The 18247-nt window shown below is 75.8% G+C and carries 7 protein-coding genes and 1 pseudogene; all 8 read right to left on the reverse strand.

Translation table 11 applies throughout. The annotated features are described in order from the left end of the window. Positions 1–379: 379 nt before the first annotated feature. Complete coding sequence (gene yedF, locus MNZ27_RS04310; RefSeq protein WP_242392804.1) at positions 380–748, reverse strand: sulfurtransferase-like selenium metabolism protein YedF; 369 nt, start codon at positions 746–748, stop codon at positions 380–382. Between the two features lie 348 nt (positions 749–1096). Next, positions 1097–3970 (reverse strand): SDR family NAD(P)-dependent oxidoreductase, encoded by a 2874-nt coding sequence (locus MNZ27_RS04315; RefSeq protein WP_242392805.1) that lies wholly within the window; start codon positions 3968–3970, stop codon positions 1097–1099. 8 nt (positions 3971–3978) lie between these two features. Further along, positions 3979–5859 carry an FAD-binding oxidoreductase gene (locus tag MNZ27_RS04320; RefSeq protein WP_242392806.1) on the reverse strand — a complete coding sequence of 627 codons (1881 nt, stop codon included), beginning with the start codon at positions 5857–5859 and terminating at the stop codon, positions 3979–3981. 290 nt (positions 5860–6149) lie between these two features. Next, on the reverse strand, positions 6150–7436 hold the full coding sequence (locus MNZ27_RS04325; RefSeq protein ID WP_242392807.1) for an Hsp70 family protein: 1287 nt from the start codon (positions 7434–7436) through the stop codon (positions 6150–6152). Positions 7437–7797: 361 nt separating this feature from the next. Next, positions 7798–8322, reverse strand: coding sequence for a DUF2231 domain-containing protein (locus MNZ27_RS04330; protein WP_242392808.1), 525 nt, complete (start codon positions 8320–8322; stop codon positions 7798–7800). A gap of 371 nt (positions 8323–8693) precedes the next feature. Next, positions 8694–9935 (reverse strand): annotated as a pseudogene (locus MNZ27_RS04335) (SpoIID/LytB domain-containing protein); the annotation flags it as partial. A gap of 2 nt (positions 9936–9937) precedes the next feature. Then, a complete protein-coding gene (pbpC, locus tag MNZ27_RS04340) occupies positions 9938–12262 on the reverse strand; it encodes a penicillin-binding protein 1C (RefSeq protein ID WP_242392809.1) in 2325 nt (774 codons plus the stop codon). Next, complete coding sequence (locus MNZ27_RS04345) at positions 12259–18159, reverse strand: alpha-2-macroglobulin family protein (protein WP_242392810.1); 5901 nt, start codon at positions 18157–18159, stop codon at positions 12259–12261. The genes pbpC and MNZ27_RS04345 overlap by 4 nt, the downstream gene beginning before the upstream one ends. Between the last annotated feature and the right edge of the window lie 88 nt (positions 18160–18247).

Raw genomic sequence — 18247 nt, forward strand, 5'->3', positions numbered from 1 at the left:
CTCCACCTCCTTCTTGAGCCAGCCCCACGCTCGCCGTGCAGGCGCGCTCGTACCCGCGGCCCCGGGCGCGAAACGCCTCGCGGAGCGGATGCGGGCCGGGACGATGTGATGAATGGTCAGGGCTGCGGCCCCGCGCCCCGTCCACCCTGAGCTCGTCGAAGGGTCGCCGGCGCCCCACCCCTGGCTCCGCGGGGCCCACGCGCGCTGGCGCGCGCTGTCCCGCGGGGAGGGGCGCTGCCCCTCCCCACCTGCGGTGGGACCCCTCCCCGCTGCCCGTTCTCGAATCATGATCGGCCGTCTCGTGCTGCGTGGCCGGGCGCCGGCCGAAGCGTGAGCTCCGGCCGGTGCCGCGCGGACGCGAGCGAGCCGCCTCGGCCCGCTACAGCGTGACCACGCTCGCCGCGGCGAGGGTGCGCTGGGCGATCTCCCGCATGTTGCTCACCTGCCCGACCTGGAGGTCCTTCGTGAGGCCGAAGAACTCGAGGCAGGTGACGCAGGCGAGGAGGTCCACCCCGGCGTCCTCGAGCTGGCGCAGCGCCTCGAGGCTCGCCGAGCCCGAGCCGAGCAGCTTCACGCCGGCGTTGTAGAAGACGAGCGTGTCCGGCTTCGCCTCGAGCGTGGTGAGGGTCCGGAGGAAGTTCCCGAGCAGCTTCGCGCCGAGCGCGTCGTCGCCGCGCCCCATCCCCTCCCCGTTCACGATCACCACCGTCCCGCCGCGACGCGCATCCGCCACATCCTTCGCAGACATCTTCGATCCTCCTGCGGGAGGCCTGTTCGGCGTCCCGCCTCCTCGAAGCTGGAAGCTCCCGGGGCCCCGGCGCGGGCCGACCTGACAGCGCCGCTCGATTGGGCTGAGCCCTGCTGCGGCGCACGCTGCCTGCCTGCGCCGGGCAGACTCCTCCGTCCGCTGCTCGCCCTTCGACTCCGGCGCGCAGCGCGCGCCTACGCTCAGGGCGAACGGAGCTTCGAAGCGCCTGCGCTGCTCCGTCGTCGTGTGCCCCGGCTCGGCGACGGCATCGTGTGCCTCGCGACGGGCCCGACCCAACCGAGAGGCGCTATGAGCCGCCGCAGCGCGGCGGCGCCGGACCACCGGGCCTCACCACGGCGCCGGCCGGTAGTCCTTGAAGAACTGGCCGGCGGCGTGCCGGCCGGTGCGGAACCCGTCGAAGATCGGCGCCACGATCCGCGCCGCGCCGTCCACGACGTCGAGCGGCGGCGAGAAGGCGTGCTCCTCGACCTTCCGCTCGGCGAGGTGGGCGGGATCCTCGTCGGTCACCCACCCGGTGTCCACCGCGTTGAGGTAGATGCCGTCGCGCGCGTAGTCGGGGGCGCTGGTGCGCACGATCATGTTCAGCGCCGCCTTCGCCATGTTGGTGTGCGGGTGCCGGTCGGTCTTGTGCGCGCGGTAGAACTGCCCCTCCATAGCCGACACCAGGACGACGTGGCGCGCCGGGTCGGCGCTGGTGGCGGTGCCGGGCGGCGCGGCCCGCGCCCGCAGCATGAGCGGCCTGAGCCGCGCGCTCATCACGAACGGCGCGGTCGCGTTGACGAGCAGCACCTCGAGCAGCTCGAGCGTCGGCACCTCGTGCAGGCGGAGGCGCCACGAGTTGTGCGCGCGGAGGTCCACCTGCTGCAGGTCGCGATCCAGCACGCCGCGCGGGAAGAGCTCGACGGCCCCCGGCCCGGGGAGGAGCAGGTCGGCGTCGCTGACCGCCTGCGAGAGCAGCGCCGGCCCGGTCACGCCCGCCGCCCGTCCGTCACGGCCGAGCGTCGCGCGGAACGCCTCGTAGTCGCGGAGCAGCGCGCGTTCCGCGTCCGGGACGCGCGAGAGCTCCCCCTGCTCGCCCTCGACGAGGTGCGCGTAGAAGCCCGGGGGGCGGCGCACCGTCTGGCAGGCGTTGTGGATCTGGAAGTCGAGCCGCGGCAGGGTCGCGTCGAGCCGCTGGCAGAGCAGCTCCACGCTCGGCGTGTGCCGCAGGTCCACGCCCTGGATCGAGAGCCGGTCCCGCCAACGATCGAAGTCCGCCTCGCGCGCGTACCGCGCCGCCGCGTCGCGCGGGAACCGCGTGCACGCCACCACCGTGCACCCGGCCCGCAGGAGCAGCAGGGCCGCCTGGTAGCCGATCTTCACGCGCGCGCCGGTGACGAGGGCCACCCGACCGCGCAGGTCCACCGTGGCCGTCCGGCGCGCGAGGTTCTCGTCCCCGCAGGCGCGGCACATCTGATCGTAGAACGGGTGCAGCCTGCGGAACGGCGCCTTGCACACGTAGCACTTGCGCGGCTCCGACAGCTCCGGCCCCTCGTTCTCGAGCGGGGCGCCCCCGTCGGCGGCGGCGGCCCCGACGCCAGGCTCGCCCGCGGGGACGAGGCGTGGCCACCACCCGGACGCGTCCGAGCCCGGCGCCGGCAGCTCCGGGAGCGGCGCGACGAACACAGGCGCCTGGCGGAGCGCCTGGATGCCCGTCTCCTGGCGCAACCTCCCATCCTGCTCGCGCTTCGCGCGGTGCTCGCCCCGGAGGAGCGCCTTCTGCAGCCGCTTGCGCGCGCGGAGGTCCGGGCGCGCCACCTCGCCGGCGAGGCGCTGGAGCTCCACGCGCGCCGCCGCGTCGATCGAGGCGAGGACCGTCCGGTCCTCGGCCACGCGCGCGAGCACGCGGAGCGTGGCCGCGAGCTCCGCAGCGTCGATCCCCGCTTGCCCGCGGTCCTCTCCGTTGCCCATCGGGGCGCATCCATATCGCGCCCCGGCGCGCGTGCCCACCCCCTGCGAGCGCGCGGGCGTGCGGCCGGCCGGCCGCGGGGCGATCAGGCGGGGCGCACCCCAGTCGGCTTCGACGGCGTACGCCATGCAGCGCTCGAACACCTCGTACCCGAAGTCGGGACAGCGGAGGCCCGCCCGCGCGAGGAGCGGGCCCGAGCGATCCGTCGCGAACGTGCGACGATCGGACATGTACGGACGGTAGACCGCGGTCATCCGGTCGAACGCGGCCTCGAGCACGGTGCGTTGCGTGGCCGCCAGCTCCGCCGGAGCGGCCGCGCGGACGCCGCTCAGCCCGAACATCCGCGAGGTGAAGGCGACCAGGTCGGCGAGCGGCGTCGAGCGGCCCGCGACGAGGTGGAACACGCCCTGGGACGCGGCCGACGCGCGAACCGCGGCGAACGCGTCGGTGAAGAAGTCCACGGGCACGAGATCGAGACCGGCCCCCTCGGACTCCACCCGGAGCGGCATCCTCAGCGTCCCGTCGGGCGCGAGGCTCACGGCCGCCGCCCGGGCCCTGGTCCCCCGCGTCCGGAGATCCTCGAGGTACGCGTCGCGCAGCAGGACGGCCGCCCGGACGGGGTGGTAGACGGCGTTGAACAGCAGGCTCCTGCCGGTGCGAGAGTCGCCGCAGACGATCGAAGGGCGGTAGACGACGGCACGCACGCCGGCGGCGGCGCACCTCGCCCGCACCATCAGCTCGGCCCGGCACTTCGTCTCCTCGTACGGGTTGTGGAACCGCGCCGCGGGATCCGGCCAGGCCTCGCGGCACACGCCCTCGCGCCGGCCGACCGCGTAGGCGGTGCTCACGTGGTGGAACGCGGCGAGGCGCGGCGCCGCGGCCGCGAGGTCGAGGACCCGCGCGAGGCCGACGAGGTTGACGCGCTCGAGGAGCTCGCGCCTGCGCTCCGCGAACGACGTCTCCGAAGCGCAGTGGACGATCTCGTCCAGCTCGGCGCACACCCGCGCGCGCTCGCCTCGCCCGAGGCCGAGGTCCTCCGCCAGGAGATCCCCCTCGACGACGCGGAGCCGGCGCCGGGCCTCGCCACCCACGCCGTGCCAGTCCATCACCCGGCGCACCCGCTCCGCCGCGCCGACGTCCGCGGCGGCCCGCGCGAGGACCGTCACCTCGTGCCCCTCCTCGAGCAGGCGCGCGGCGAGGTGGCTCCCGAGGAACCCCGTCCCGCCGGTGAGCATGATGCGCGCCGCCGTCACGACGTCGCTCAGCCGGCGTCGGCCCGATCGGAGAGGTCGCGGTAGAGCCACGACTCCTTCCGGGCCGTCCCCTGCGTGAAGACCGTCTTCAGCCACGTCAGGTTGGACCCGGGCTGCGCGCACAACCCGTCGAGCCACGGCACCACCGCGTCCATGGCCCGCGCGGTCCGCTCCTTGTCCGCCGGATCGGCCTGATCGACGTACCAGTCGTACTCGAGCACCGCGCGCTTCCCCATGTCGATGGGCGTGACGAACCCGTACGCGTGCTCGAGCCCCGCCTCCTCGGCGATCTCCCCGAGCCGGCGCGCGAGCGCGGTGATGAGCTGCCCCTCGAGCGGGACGAACAGGATGAGCGGCATGAAGTGCTTGTGACGGGCCAGCCGCGCGCTCAGGATCCGGAACTGGTTGAGCCAGAGCAGGTCCGTGAGCTCGGGGCGCGCGTAGAGCCGTTCGTACGCCGCGCGCAGGTCCGGCTCGACCGCGGCGGCGATCGTCGCCGGCGTCGCACCGAGGGCCGCCTGGACCACCGGGCGCACCTCGGGATCCGCGAGCGCCTCCACCGCGGGCCGATCGCCCTCGAGATCGCGGAGCAGGTCGAGCGTCTTGGGCTCGATCACGCGGGGGAGCCCGAGCGCGAGCGTGCGGAAGAGGTCCTGGTCGATGACCGGCTTGCCCGCGAGCGCGCGCGCGGCGTCCAGGCCGAAGCGGTCCGCGACGACCAGGACGCCGAACCCGAAGCCCAGGTCCTCGGGAAAGGCGCGCCGCGCCGCCTGCGCCAGCGCCCAGGTCGGCGCGAGGAACGTCGCGATGAAGTGCGGCCCGAGCACCGCCAGGGCGAGGCCGATGCGCCGCCGCGCCAGGTCGCGCGCGTAGCGCAGCGCCGGCTCGAGCCCGTCGAAGGGCACGATCAGGCCCGCCTCGTCGCCGGTCACCGGTTGCAGCCGGATCTGGGCCCGCGTGCAGACGCCCGGGACCTCCGCGACGCGGTGCCGGTACGCGAGGTGCGCCGGGCCCGCGCCGTCCGGGTCCGCGAGGCGGAAGCGGCGCCCCGCGTGATCCACGAACTCCATGTCGAGCACGTGATCCGCGCCCATGCCGTAGGCCGCGGTCCACGGCGAGAACAGCCCCGTGCAGACGACGTTGCCGACCACGGTCGCGGTCGGCTCGCCGACGTTCACCCGGAACCCACGGCGGAGGGCCTCGCGCTGGAGCTCGAAGGCGGTGACGCCGGGGCCCACGGTCACGGTCCAGTTCGCCGGGTCGAACTCGAGCTCCTTCATCCGCGCCGTGTCGAGGACCAGCCCCTCGCTGAAGACCTTGCCGTAGATGCTGCCGCCGTTCCCGCGCACGACGAACGGGACCTGCTCGCGCGCGACGAGCCGCATCACGGCCTCGACCTCCTCGGCCGAGCCCGGGAGGACGACGGCGCGCGGCACGTGGTGCGGGCCGAGCGGGTAGGGATCGTGCGAGTAGGCGACCGTGATCGCGGGATCGTTCGCGGCCCAGTCGCGCCCGACGATCGCGCGGAGCTCCTCGACGAGCGGGTCCGACGGGGCGCGCGCCGTCGCCGCGCCGCTGCGGCGGTGCTCCGCGGCGGCGCTCTTCAGGGCCGCCATGACCGGCAGCGGCCGCAGCGAGGAGTAGAAGTGGCACTGGAGCTCGCAGACGCCGCAGAGATCGCACGAGTCGGCGACGTCGAGGAGCCCCTCGGTGACCGGGATCCGCCCGCGGGCGAGCGCGTCCACGATGTCCATCCGCCCCTGCGGGAAGTAGGCGACGTAGGGGCGCGCCACGCCGGCCGGGCAGACGCCCGTGCCGAGGTAGTCGATCTTGCACATCGCGTAGTGACGGCAGTGAGCCGCCGTCCACAGCGTCGCGTCGCCGGGCATGCGCCTCTCCTCCCCTCGCGGAGTCCGGACGGGGGCTCTCCGTCGGCCACGGCTTCACGCCGCCGCCCCACCGGTGCTCCCGTCCAGCGGGCGCAGCGGCGCGTCGCGCATCATCGTGCATGCCTTCGCGACGGGCGCCTTCTCGTCCGGGGCTGCGCTGATCCGGGCGCGCGCCGCCGGAACGGCGCACGCGGCCGTCACGCAGGGGGGCGACGCTGCGCAGGTGACCGCCGCGGGGCGCGGCCCGCTACCCGTCGCGAGGCGCTCGCCTCGAACGATCGCCTTCGCCCCTACCCCCGCTCGATCGCCTGCGCCTCCGCCGCGAGCCCCTCCACGACGGAGTGGAAGCCCTTGAACTGCTCCAGGCGCGCGGCGGGGAACCGTCGGCGGATCTCCGCGGCGAGCCGGGGCACCTTCGCGGTCCCGCCGGTGCAGCAGACCGCCCCGATGTCCTCGCAGCGGACCCCGGAGGCCTTCACCGTCTCGTCGAGGCAGCGCAGGATCTCGTCCACCGCGCGCCGGCTCGCCTCCTCGAACCCGGCCCGCGTGACCCGCTCGCGCACCTCGATCCCCGGGTACGAGAACGCGATCTGCGCGACCCGCTTCGACGAGAGCTCCCGCTTCCCCCGCTCGATCGCCTCGAAGAGCTGGAACCCCTGCGTCTCCTCCACCAGGACCGTGAGCTGATCCATCCGGGCGCGGTCCTCGTCCGAGAGCGACCACCGGCGCACGTCGGCGAGGAAGCTCGCGACGTCGCGCCGCTGGAGGATCGACAGGTGCGCCGGCGAGCAGAGGTGCTGCACGATCCCGTGCGGCATCCGCAGCACGTTGCTCCCGAAGGGCGCGCGGTACTGCACCTCCGCCCCGAAGTGGCGCCCGACCTGCGCGCGCATCAGGGCCGCGTCGAGGGCGTCGCCCGCCACCGCCACCCCGCCCACCGCGAGCACGTCCTTCCGCTCCAGCGCGCGCGGGCCCACCCGGAGCACCGTAAAGTCCGAGGTGCCGCCGCCGAAGTCGCCGATGAGCGCGATCTCCTCCCGCTCGGCGGCCGCCCCGAAGGCCCGCGCGGCCGCCACCGGCTCGGGCAGGAAGTGGACCTCCTCGAACCCGGCCAGCTCCGCCGCCTTCCGCAGCCGTCCCTCGGCGAAGACGTCGTCCTCGCCGTCGAAGTGGACCGGCCGTCCCAGGAGCACCCGCCGGATCTCCGCCCCGTAGTGGCGGTCCGCCCGCTCACGCATCTGGCGCAGCAGCGCCGCGACCAGCTCCTCCGCCGAGACGAGCCGGCCGCGGATCAGGGTGCCGCGGAACGAGCGCGTCCCGAGGTGGTGCTTGATCGAGCGGAGCAGCCGGGCCTCCGCGTCGTGCTCGATGAACTGGCGGAGCGCCTCCACCCCGACGAACACCCCGCCCGCGTCCGGGAAGCAGAGGATGCTCCGCAGGATCGTCGGATCCGCGGCGCCGGGATCGAGCGGCGCCGGCTCGAACACCCGCTCCCTGCTCGCCGCCGCGAGGAGCGAGTTGCTGGTGCCGAAGTCGATGGCGTAGACGGTGGGGAGAGCGGAGCTGCGACGTTTCACGCGCGTTCGGGGTCGTGCGGCCCGCTCGGACCGGGACGGCCCTGAGCGGCAGCGGCGAGGGCGCGGAGACCTAGCACGCCCCCGGGGCCGAGGCCAGCGACGGCGGCGACCCGACGGCCGCTCGGCCGAGATCCGTCACCGTCACCGTCACCGTGACCGTCACCGATCCCCGTGCCCCGCCTCCCGTGTCCCGTGTCCCGTGTCCCGTGTCCCGTGTCCCGTGTCCCGTGTCCCGTGTCCCGTGTCCCCGTAGCCCGTGACCCGCCGATCGTCGGACTCGGATCGTGGATCGGCCCACGGGCCCCGGACCCGGTTCACACCTCAGTAGACCCCGGTGACGGGTGACGGGCCCGGTCACGCATCACACCTTCCGCGGCTCCAGGCGCCTCGTCGGCACCCAGTGATCCGTCGCGGGGCGATCGCTCAGCGAGCTCGGGGAGTCCAGGTGAGCGCCGGTGTCCACGCCGACGCCGAGCCGATCGACCATCTCGCCCCCGAGCCAGCCCGTGACGAGCGCGAGCGCCACGCCGATCAGGGACAGGATGAACGCTCCGGTGCCCGCGTGGCCCGGGTCGGGCCGCCGCAGCCACCAGCTCACGATGAACAGCACCACCACGATGACGTTGCCGACGCCGTGGAGCGCTCCGACCTGCCAGGCGCGCGTGGTGCGCGGGAGGCCGAGCCAGTCCACGAGCCCGAACACCGCCGCCGCGAGGCCGCCGAGCACGCCCGCCGCGATCATGTAGAAGCTCGCCGTCCCGAGGGAGGGCGAGCCCGTCGCCATCCGGATGATGTCGAAGATGAAGGACGTCGCGAGCAATCCGAGCGGGAACACCACGAGCATCGGATGGATGGGATGACCCACCAGCTTCGCCTTGCTTTCCATGGTTTGCCCCTCCGCGAGAACGATGCGGTCCCCCGGCGGCTCGCGCACGGTCGGTCGGCGGGAGGACTCCCTCCCGATCGCAGGCGCGGCGGCGCCCGCGTCCACCGGGTGGCCAGGGCCGCGCCGCCTCGGGAGCCGGAGAGGCCGCACGGCGACCCGGCATCCGCTCGCTGAAAGGACCAAGCCCTCCGGAGGGCTCGGCGGAGCCCGCGCCTACGACTCTGCTTCCCGGAGGGCCCGCCCCCCCTCCGCGGCGGCCGAGCGAGGGCTCGGGACGAACGGGACCGCGCGTGTGACCGCGCGACCGCTCGGACGACGGCGTCCGGGAAGTAGCCGCGCAGGATCATCCGGTATCCCTGGCCCGACGCCGCCCGCCTCGCGGCGCCTGCCTGGCAGAGCCCCACGCCGTGACCGCGCCCGACGCCGCGGAACACGACCGCCGACCCCGCGTCGGCGAGCGAGAAGCGCGAGCTGCGAACGACGCCCCGCCCGACGGCCGCGTCCGCCGCCCGGGCGAAGGCGTCGCCGCCGAGCCGCCAGCGGCCGCGCACGTCGGCGACCTGCACCACCCATCCCCCTGCGCCTCGCCGCAGCTCCAGCTCCGCCGCGCGGAGGGCGGTCGGGACCCCGGCGGCCCCGGCGGGATCGCTCCGGGCGAGCGCATCGCGCACGGCGTCCGCGAGGGCGGCCCCGTCGATCGCGGCGCGCCACGCCAGCGGCGGGCAGCCCGGGTCGGCCACGCCGGCGGCCCCGGTGCCGCCGCCCCCGAACGCCTCCGCCGGGTTCGCGGTGTGGCCGCCGCACGCCGCGTGGAACGAGGCGACCGCGATCTCGCCGGACGGGAGCGCGAGCACCTGTCCGGCCGTGTCACGCGCGGCGCTCGTCGCGGCGGCGAGGTGCGCGCCGGGGATCCCGGAACCGCGCAGCACCTGGCAATGGGCGAGGTCGCACAGCGCGTCGCCGGGGTGCCTGCCCCGGATCGCGAGCGCGTACGAGCGGACCACCACCGCCTGGGCCCGGAGGGCCTCCCGCGGCGTCCCTGGCGGCGTCTCGGACGCGACGACGGCGCCGACGTACCGCTCCAGCTCGTACGTGGCGTGGAGCTGGAGCGCGCCCCTCCGGGCCCGGATGGCGATCGCGGCGTCGTAGGTCCGCGGCGCCGCGCCCGGGATCGTCACCCTCCACCGTCCGGGCGGGAGCGCGAGCGCGGGCGCGGAGCGGCCGTCCACGTCGAGCGCGTCCCCGCGCGCGACCAGGCGAACGCTGCGCCCGCGGCCTGATGGCGACACCCACTCGCCATGAGCTGCTGCGGCGCACGCTGCCTGCCTGCGCGGGGCAGACTCCTCCCTGCGCTGCTCGCCCTTCGACTCCGGCGCGCAGCGCGCGCCTACGCTCAGGGCGAACGGAGCTTCGAAGCGCCTGCGCTGCTCGCTCGTCGTGTGCCCCCGCTCGGCGACGGCATCGTGTGCCTCGCGACGCTCAAGGCAAGCGGGTGGCGCCCATGAGACCACCGCCTCCCCCGGCGCGACCTTCGCCAGCAGCTCGACCTCGACGACCGGCCGCGCCACCGGAGCGCTCATCGCGAGAACCGCCGCGAGGCCGAGCGGGATCATCGTCACTTCGCCGCTCCGTGGACCGTGAAGGTGCTCACCGCCGCCGGGGCGCGCGCGCCAGGCAGCCAGACCTCCAGGACGTTGCGCCCCCGGCGCGGCGGGAGCCGGGCCTCGAACGGCGGCGCGAGCGTGAGCACCTCGCCCCCCACTCGCAGCTCGGCCGTCGCCGTGCCGGCCGGGACCGCGAGGCGCACCGGGATCCCCTGCGCGTCCTCCGGGAACCCGGCCTCCACGAGGTACTCGTCGCCGTCCGCGGGGAGCAGGATGCGGAGCGCGCCGCGCGCCGGAGCGCTCGACGCCGCCTCGGCGGCGATCCCCTCCGCGCGCGCCCACCCCAGCAGCTCGGGCGGGAGCGCCAGCGCCGCCGCGCCGCCGGCGCCGCGCCGGTGCAGGTCGCACGCCTCCCGCGGAGCGGTGCCGGGCAGGAACACCTCGGTCATGCGCGCGGGGCAGGCGGGGCCGAGGCGCTTCCCGGAGAGCGGGCAGATGTCGGCGCGCTCGAAGCGCGAGCGGTCCACCAGCGGCGCGGGGTCGATCCCCCGCATCGCCCGGACCATCAGCCTCGCGAAGATCGGCCCGGCGCCCGTGATCCCCGAGACCTGGTGCATGGGCCGCCCGTCGAAGCTCCCCACCCAGACCGCGACCGTCCGCTCGACGGTGTAGCCGATCGTCCAGTTGTCCACGTAGGCCCGCGACGTCCCCGTCTTCGCCGCGACCGGGAACGGCAGGCGGAGGGCGTTGTCGAGCCCGAACGCGGGCGCCCGCGCGTTCTCGTCGGAGAGGATGTCGGCGAGCAGCCCCACCGTCGCGCCCGGGAGGAACCGCCGGGGGCGCAGCTCCGGGCGGACCGGCAGGGGCCGCCCGGCGCCGTCCTTCGCGGCGCGGACCTCCACCAGCGGCTCCACCACGCCGCCGCGCGCCAGCCCGCGATAGGCGCGCGCCAGCTCGCGGAGGGAGACGTCGCCGTTCCCCAGCACCACCCCGGCGCCGTACCGATCCGCGCCGCTCGAGAGGCTCTCGAAGCCGGCGGCGCGGAGCGTCCGGAGCACGTGCTCGGGGCCGAGGCGCTCCGCCACCCTGACCGCTGGGACGTTGTAGCTGTTCTGGAGGGCCGCCCGGAGCCGCACCGGCCCGTGGACGCGCCGATCGTAGTTGTGCGGGACCCAGTCGCCCGCCGGGGTGGCGAGCCGCACCTCGACGTCGGAGAGGAGGGTCGCGGGCGTGTCCCCGCGGGCGAGGGCGAGCCCGTAGGCGAACGGCTTCAGCGCCGACCCGGGCTGCCGGAGCGCGCGCGCGCCGTCGTTCTGACCCTGCCGCGCCTCGTCCAGGAAGTCGGCGGACCCGACGTAGGCCAGCACCTCGCCGGTGGCGTTCTCCACCACCAGCGCGGCGGCGTTGGCGAGGCGCGGATCGGCCGCGAGCTCGGCGCGGACGAGCTCCTCCGCGTCGTGCTGGAGGCCCGGGTCGAGCGACGTCTCCACCTCGGCGGCGCCGTCGAGGCCGAGCGCCGGCAGATCACGCACCAGGGCCTCGACCAGGTGCGGCGCCGCGAACGCGCGCGCCGGCGGGACGAGATCGAGCGGTGCCTCGCTGGCGAGCTGCGCCGCGCGCCGGTCGAGGAGCCCGCGCGCCGCCATCCGGGCGAGGACGTCCGCCGTCCGCGCCCGCGCCGCGCCAGGCCGGCGCCACGGGTCGAGGGCGGCGGGCGCACGCGCGAGCCCGGCCAGGAGGGCGGCCTGGCCCGCGGAGAGCGTCCGCGCCGGCCGCCCGAAGTACCAGGCCGCCGCCGCCTCGACGCCGTACAGGTCGCGCCCGAGCGGCACGCGGTCGAGGTACGCGCGCAGGATCGCGTCCTTGTCGAGGTGGGCCTCGAGCCGGAGCGCCCAGAGCCCCTCCCGGACCTTCCCCGCGAAGCTGCGCGGCCGCGGCACGAGCTGCCGCGCGAGCTGCATGGTGAGGGTGGACGCGCCCGAGACGATCCGCCGCCGCGCCACGAGCTGCCAGCCCGCGCGGAGGACCGCGAGCGGGTCCACGCCGGGGTGGTGCTCGAAGCGCGCGTCCTCGGCGGCGACGAACGCCGCGCGGACGAGCGGCGGGACGGGCTCTCCCGGCGGCAGCGGCACGCTCCGGCCGTCCGCGCGCGACGCCACCTCGCGCAGCAGGCGCCCGGTGCGATCGGTGAACCGGATCGCCGCGACCGGCCGGCGCTCCAGCAGCCCCTCCGGGAGCGGCGCCGCGACGAACGCCGCGGCGCCGAGCGCGAGCAGCGCCGCGACGGCGGCGAGCGCCCGCCACGCGCCGCGCGCGCCCGGCACGCCGGGCGTCATCGCCGCCTCGCCACCCGCTCGTCCATCCGGACCTCGAACGCGCCGCCGTCGGACCGGCCGAAGACCTCCGGCGCGTACATCTCCTCGGCGTGCGCCGGCGAGAGCACGAAGGACCCCGGCGTGGTCGCCCGCGCCACGAAGCTAGCCACGTGGAGGCCGGGGGGGAGCCGATCCGCGAACAGCACGAGCCGGTCGTCGCGCCGCTCCTCGTGGCCGAACGGCGTCCAGAACCGGGAGCCCCAGGGCGTGCCGTCCTCCCCGTAGGCGTCGGCGGTCTCCGCCTCGTAGTCCTCGCCCGGCCCGTCGGTCGAGCCCGGCGAGGCCGCTCCGGTGGTCCCCGCCCGCGCCGGCGCCTGGGCCGTGCTCGCGAGCGTGGTGTCCACGATCTCGAGCCCCGCGGGGATGGGGATCGCGACGGCGACGAAGTGGCGCTCCTGCGGCGTGCCGATGCGGACGCGGACGCGGACCAGGTCGCCGGCGCGGGCCGCGTGGATCTGCCCGCCGCCGTCGTACGGCTCGATCCAGCGCTGCACGAAGATCCCGCGCTCGAGCGGATCCTTCGGGACCGCCGCGGGCGCGTAGCGGAGGATCGCGCCGTAGTAGAGGACGCCCGCCTTCCCGTCGCGCTGGAAGACGAGCGGGAGCGGCGCGGTGGCTCGCGGCAGCGCCGCCATCGGGACCGCCTCGCGGACCACCTCCGTGGAGCGCCCCTGGAACGGCGCCGTCGCGATCTCCTTCCCTCCCAGCGCGACGCGGGCGGTGAAGTCCGGCGCGGCCTTCTCCTTCGTCCGCGCCACCTCGGCGAGCCCCATCAGCGCGAAGGCGGCCTCCTGGGTGTTCCGGAACTTCCCGTCCTTCTGCCGGATCCGGCCGAGGTAGGCCGCGATCTTGCCGACGAACGGGTGGTCCGGCGCCACGTCGGTGAGCGTCCCGAGCACGATCCCGGTCGTGCGGGTGTCGGACGACCAGAGCGTGGCGTAGGTCTGCGCGTCGGTCTCCTCGAAGTGGACCTCGGCCGGCGTCTCCTTGGCGTGGTCGAGCACCTCCCGCAGCACCCTGCGCGCCTCGCCCCGGTCGCCGCCGCCGGCGAACATCGCGTCCGCGAGCATGGCCTTCGAGAAGAGCGGGAGGGCGCCTCGCCGTCCGGCGAGCTCGCCGTAGTACGACGCCCGCGGCGCCCGCGTCCTCGCCAGCGCGTACAGCGCGAAGACGCGCGTCGGGTCGTCGGGCGCGACGCACGGGCCGCCGCAGCGGGTGCACCGCCCCGCCGCGACGGTGCCGGCCAGGTAGGCCTGACCGCGCGCGAGCGCCGCCCGGTCCACGGGGTAGCCGAGGTCCGCAGCGCGCCCGAGCGCCAGCACCACGTAGGACGAGACCCACTCGCCCGAGCAGCTCGACGTGGACCAGTACCGGTAGCCGCCGTCGGGCTCCTGCAGCGTCTCGAGCGCCTTCACGGTGCGCCGCACCACCTCGTCCGGATCGTCGGTCTGGTACGTCCGGAACACCTCGTCGCCCAGCCAGGCCCGGGCCCACGCGGGCGGCTCCGGCGCCTTCGCCCCCGGCACGTGCTTCAGCCCGAACTTGCCCTGGAGCTCGCGGAGGGCGATGAACGGGACGAGCCGCGACGAGAGCTGCTCGGCGCAGCCGTACGGGTACTCCACGAGCTGCCGCATGCTCTCGCCGAACCCGCCGAGCGCGGTGGAGGCGAGCGAGATCTCCAGCCCGCCCACGTCGCGGCGGACTCCGCCGGGCGGGAGCAGCGCCTCCTGCCGGCGATCGCGCGTGTCCGCGTGGACCGCCACCGCCTCCTGCTCGACCGGCACCAGCACCGGCAGCTTCTGCTCCACCCCGTCGCGCTCACCCGCGCCGGTCACGGTGAAGCGGAGCGTGGCGACGCCGGGCGTGGACGCCTCGAAGGGGAACCGCACCTCGCGCGGCTTGCCGTCGAGCGTGACCCGCCGCACGGCCTTTCCGCTCAGCGCGAGCCCGATCGCCTCGGCCCGGACCTCCGCCTCGCGGACCTTCCCGCCGGGGGCGTGCACGACCACGCCGGCCTCGAACCGGTCCCCCGAGCGCGCCACGCGCGGCAGCGCCGGCAGCGCCATGAGCGGCTTCGCGACCGCCACCGCCGAGTCCCCCTTGCCCATCCGGTCGTCCCTCGAGACCGCGACGGCCATGATCCGGTAGGTCGTGAGGTTGTCCGGGAGCTCGAACGTCACAGTGGCCCGCCCCTCGGCGTCGGTCCGGACCTCCGGCGCGAAGAGCACGGTGGTCTTGAACGAGGACCGGAACCCGCCGCCGGCGCCGTCCCCGCCGCCGCCGCCGGCGGTCTCGCCCTTCTCGCCGTACCTGCGCCGCTCCACGAGGTGGATGAGCGGCTCGCCGGTGAGGACGGACACGCCGCGCTCGGGGTGGATCAGCTCCACCGGGTCCGGCGGCTCGTACGCGGTCAGCCGCAGCACCCCCTCGTCCACCGCCCACACGGTGAGCTCGGCGGGCGTGCCCCTCCCCCGCCAGTCCGTGACCCGGAGGCTCACCTTCACGCGATCGCGCGGGCGCTTCTCGCGCGCGTCGGGCGCGACGGCGACCGAGAGCCGCTTGGCCTTCTTCTCGACGTCCAGCTTCACGTACCCGACGCGCACCTGCGGCCGGCCGGGATCGGCGTCCCCCGGCGGCGCGTCCTTCGTCTCGACGCGCCCGCGGACCAGCACGACGGAGACGAAGACGTTCGGGATGCTCTGCTCCGGGAGCGGCACCTCGATGGTCGAGGCGGCGCCCGAGAGCGTCACGCGGCGCGCAGACAGCACGCCCTCGCGCTCGACCGTGACGACGGCCTCCGCGGACGGGAACGGGCTCTTCACGAGCACCCGGGCCGTCTGCCCGGGCTCGTAGACGCGCCGGTCGGCCACGAGATCGAGGCGGTCGGTGTCCTCGCGCTGCCACGACACCCACCCGGCCCCCACCACGTAGAACGGGGAGCGCGTGACCTGGCGGCGCCCCCGGTCGTCGGTGACGGTCGCCTCCGCGACGTACAGCCCGGCCGCGGGGGGCGTGAAGACGCACTCCGCGGGGCTCGCACCCGTCTCGAGCTTGCAGCCGCCCTTCGCCTCCTCCTGGAGCTCGCTCTCGGTGCTCCAGCGACCGCCGACGCCCTTCTTCCGGATCCACCTCCACTCGCGCCGCTTGAGGGTCAGCTCGACCTTCGAGCGCACGCGCCGGCCGTCCGGCGCGGCCGCGACGACCTCGAGCACGTCCGCCTTGCCGACCTCGGCGAAGCCCGTCCCGCGGCGCCGCACGCCCGCGTAGACCGCGGCCGGGTGCACCGTGACCGCGGCCCGGTTCGCGATCCGCTGCCGGTTCACGTCGGTGACCTCGGCCTCGACGGTGTAGCGCCACGTCCGCCCGCCGGTCGCCTCGGCCTTCCCGGCGTCCACCGCGAGCAGGCCGGACGGGTCCGTCTCCCCTCCTCCGCTGGCGGCGACGTCCCGGCTCGGCGCCGGCGCGTCGTCGTCCCACCACCAGGAGCTCGGACCGAACGCGAAGCCCGTGTTGCCCGGCGGCTCGAACGGGATCGTCTCGCGCGTCACGGTCCAGCGCACGCCCCCCCCCGGCATGGCGCCGCCGAAGAGATAGCGCGCCAGGACCTCGGCCCGGAGGGCGTCGCCCGCGACCTGCTCCTTCTGCGGCGCCGTCACGTCCACGCGGAACTGCGGCGCGCGGTACTCCTCCACGCGGAACGCGCCGGCGTACCGGAGCGTCTCGGCGCCGACCTTCACCTCCGCCGCCACCTCGTACGCGCCGAGCGGCGCGTCCCGGTCCACGGCGACGTCGGTGGACCACGTGCCGAACGGGGTGAGCTTCACCTGGCCGGAGTGGATCTCCTTCCCGCGCGCGCTCGTGACGCGCACCTTGACGGTCGCCTCGCCCGGCGAGGCGATCCTCCCGAGGCGGCGCAGGCGGACGATCCCCTTGAGGTGAGCCGTCTCGCCCGGCCGGTAGATCCCGCGCTCGGCGAAGAGGCCGCCGAGCTCCTGCGCGGCGTTGCCCTCCCAGTCGGTGGGCATGTCGAAGGCGGAGGGATCGAGCCCGCCCGCCCAGGTGGACAGGGTGACGCCCAGGTCGCCGCCGAGCCGCGCGGAGACCAGCGCGAAGGGAGCCTCGAACCGCCAGCGATCGGCGCGCTCGGCCGGGACGAGCTGCGCCAGCCCGGGGACGCGCGCGAGCCCGTCCGCGTCGGTCGTGCCCGTCCACTTCTGCGCGCCGGTCCGATCGTGGAGGGCGAGCTCGGCCCCCGCGACCGGCTCCCCGTCGGAGAGCCGGGTGACCCAGACCACGCCGGACGCGGCGCCGAGCTTTGCGTGGACGGCGAGATCGGTGAGCTGGCCGATCACGTGTCGGGTGCGCTCGTGGGACGCGTCGCGCGGGACCTCGGGCGCCTCCGCCCTCAACGCGAACAGCGTGGTCCCCTTGCCGGCGAGCAGCTCGCGGACGGGGATGGGGACCGTGCGCGACGCGTTCTTCCGGGTCGAGACGTCGATCGTCCGGGAGAGGCCCGCGTCGAAGAAGCCGGCCGGCGGCCCGTCCGAGCGGGCGAGATAGCGCGCCATCGACGGCACGTCGAGCGGGACGAAGCGGAGCTGCAGCGCCTTCACGTTCCACGCGGAGGCGGGGAGCGCGCCGTCGCCCTTCGCCTCGAGCAGCGCCACGTCCCCGCCCACGTCGAAGCCCGGCTCGAGATCGCTCGTGGTGAAGTCCGCCTGGAACGGCGCCGCCAGCGCCTGCCCGAACTCGTCGCGCGCGGTCGTGCCGATGGCGATCCGGTAGCGGGTCCCGGGCCGGAAGACGGCCGGGAGCCACACGGTGTTCTCGCTCGCGTGCACCTCGTCCCAGTCCAGCTTCACGGGGGGCGTGATGGTGATCGCGCGCTCGAGCGAGGGCAGGTCCGGGGGGTTCGAGAGCGTCACGCGGACGGGGCCGCGCGGGCAGTCGCCGCTGGACCAGGGGCAGGCCGCGATGGCGGCGGCCCGGAACGGACCGTAGGTGCGCAGCTCCCAGGCCTGCTGCCCCTCGAGCGCGAGCGGGCCCTCGGCGCTCTCCAGGCCGGGCGCGATCCGCAGGACGACCCTGGCGTCGAGCGGCAGCGGGCGCGCGGGGGTGATCTCGTACCGGACCCGGCGGTCCTCGAACCCGCCCTGGGCCGCGTCGGGCCGGGCCGGCCCCCCCGCCTCCTCGCGGCCGCCCCGCCGCTTCTCGTCCGCGAGCCGGATCTCCTTCACCGCGACCGGCCACCCGGACCGTCCGGCGACCTCGAGGTCGAGGTGCTTCCCGAGGTCCTTCACCGATTGGTTGAAGATGACGGAGATCGGCTGGCGCGGGGCGAGCCACGAGGCCCATGGCCCGCGCGGCGAGACCACCTGCACCTGCGGCCGTGGCGTCTCGAAGCCGAACGTGTACGGCGCGGCGAGCACGGTCCCGTCCGCGGCCCGGAGCCCCTTCGGCGCCGTCACCGTGAAGCGCGTCGCGAACGGGACGCGCCCCTTCGGCACGAGCTCGGTCGTGGCCGACCCGAGCCAGCGCCAGGCGCCGTCGATCGCCGGCTCCACGGAGATCGGGGTGGGGAGGCCTCGCTCCAGCTCGACCGAGCCCATCGCGACGACCGGCTTCGAGAAGGTGACCGTCGGTCGGACCTCGCCCTCGACCACGCCCTGCGGTCGCGCCACGACCACCGCGAGCTCGCCGTTCGCGCCGGGCAGCGCCTCGGGCGCGATCGAGAAGCTCGGCGCGTCCGGCAACGCCTCGACGGCGAGGCCGTCACCGGTGCGCGGGGCGCCGCAGCCCCGGGCGCAGGCGGCGAGGCCGAGTGCGGCGACGACCGCAGCGATCGAACGACCGTTCATGTCGTGGTCTCCCAGGCGGCTCCGGCCGCCCTCCCCTTGCACCCTTGCAGCTCCGGGGCCGCGCCGCCGGCCCGGGGATCCCGAGGTC

Source organism: Anaeromyxobacter oryzisoli, from assembly GCF_022690765.1.
In the GTDB taxonomy this organism is placed as follows: domain Bacteria; phylum Myxococcota; class Myxococcia; order Myxococcales; family Anaeromyxobacteraceae; genus Anaeromyxobacter; species Anaeromyxobacter oryzisoli.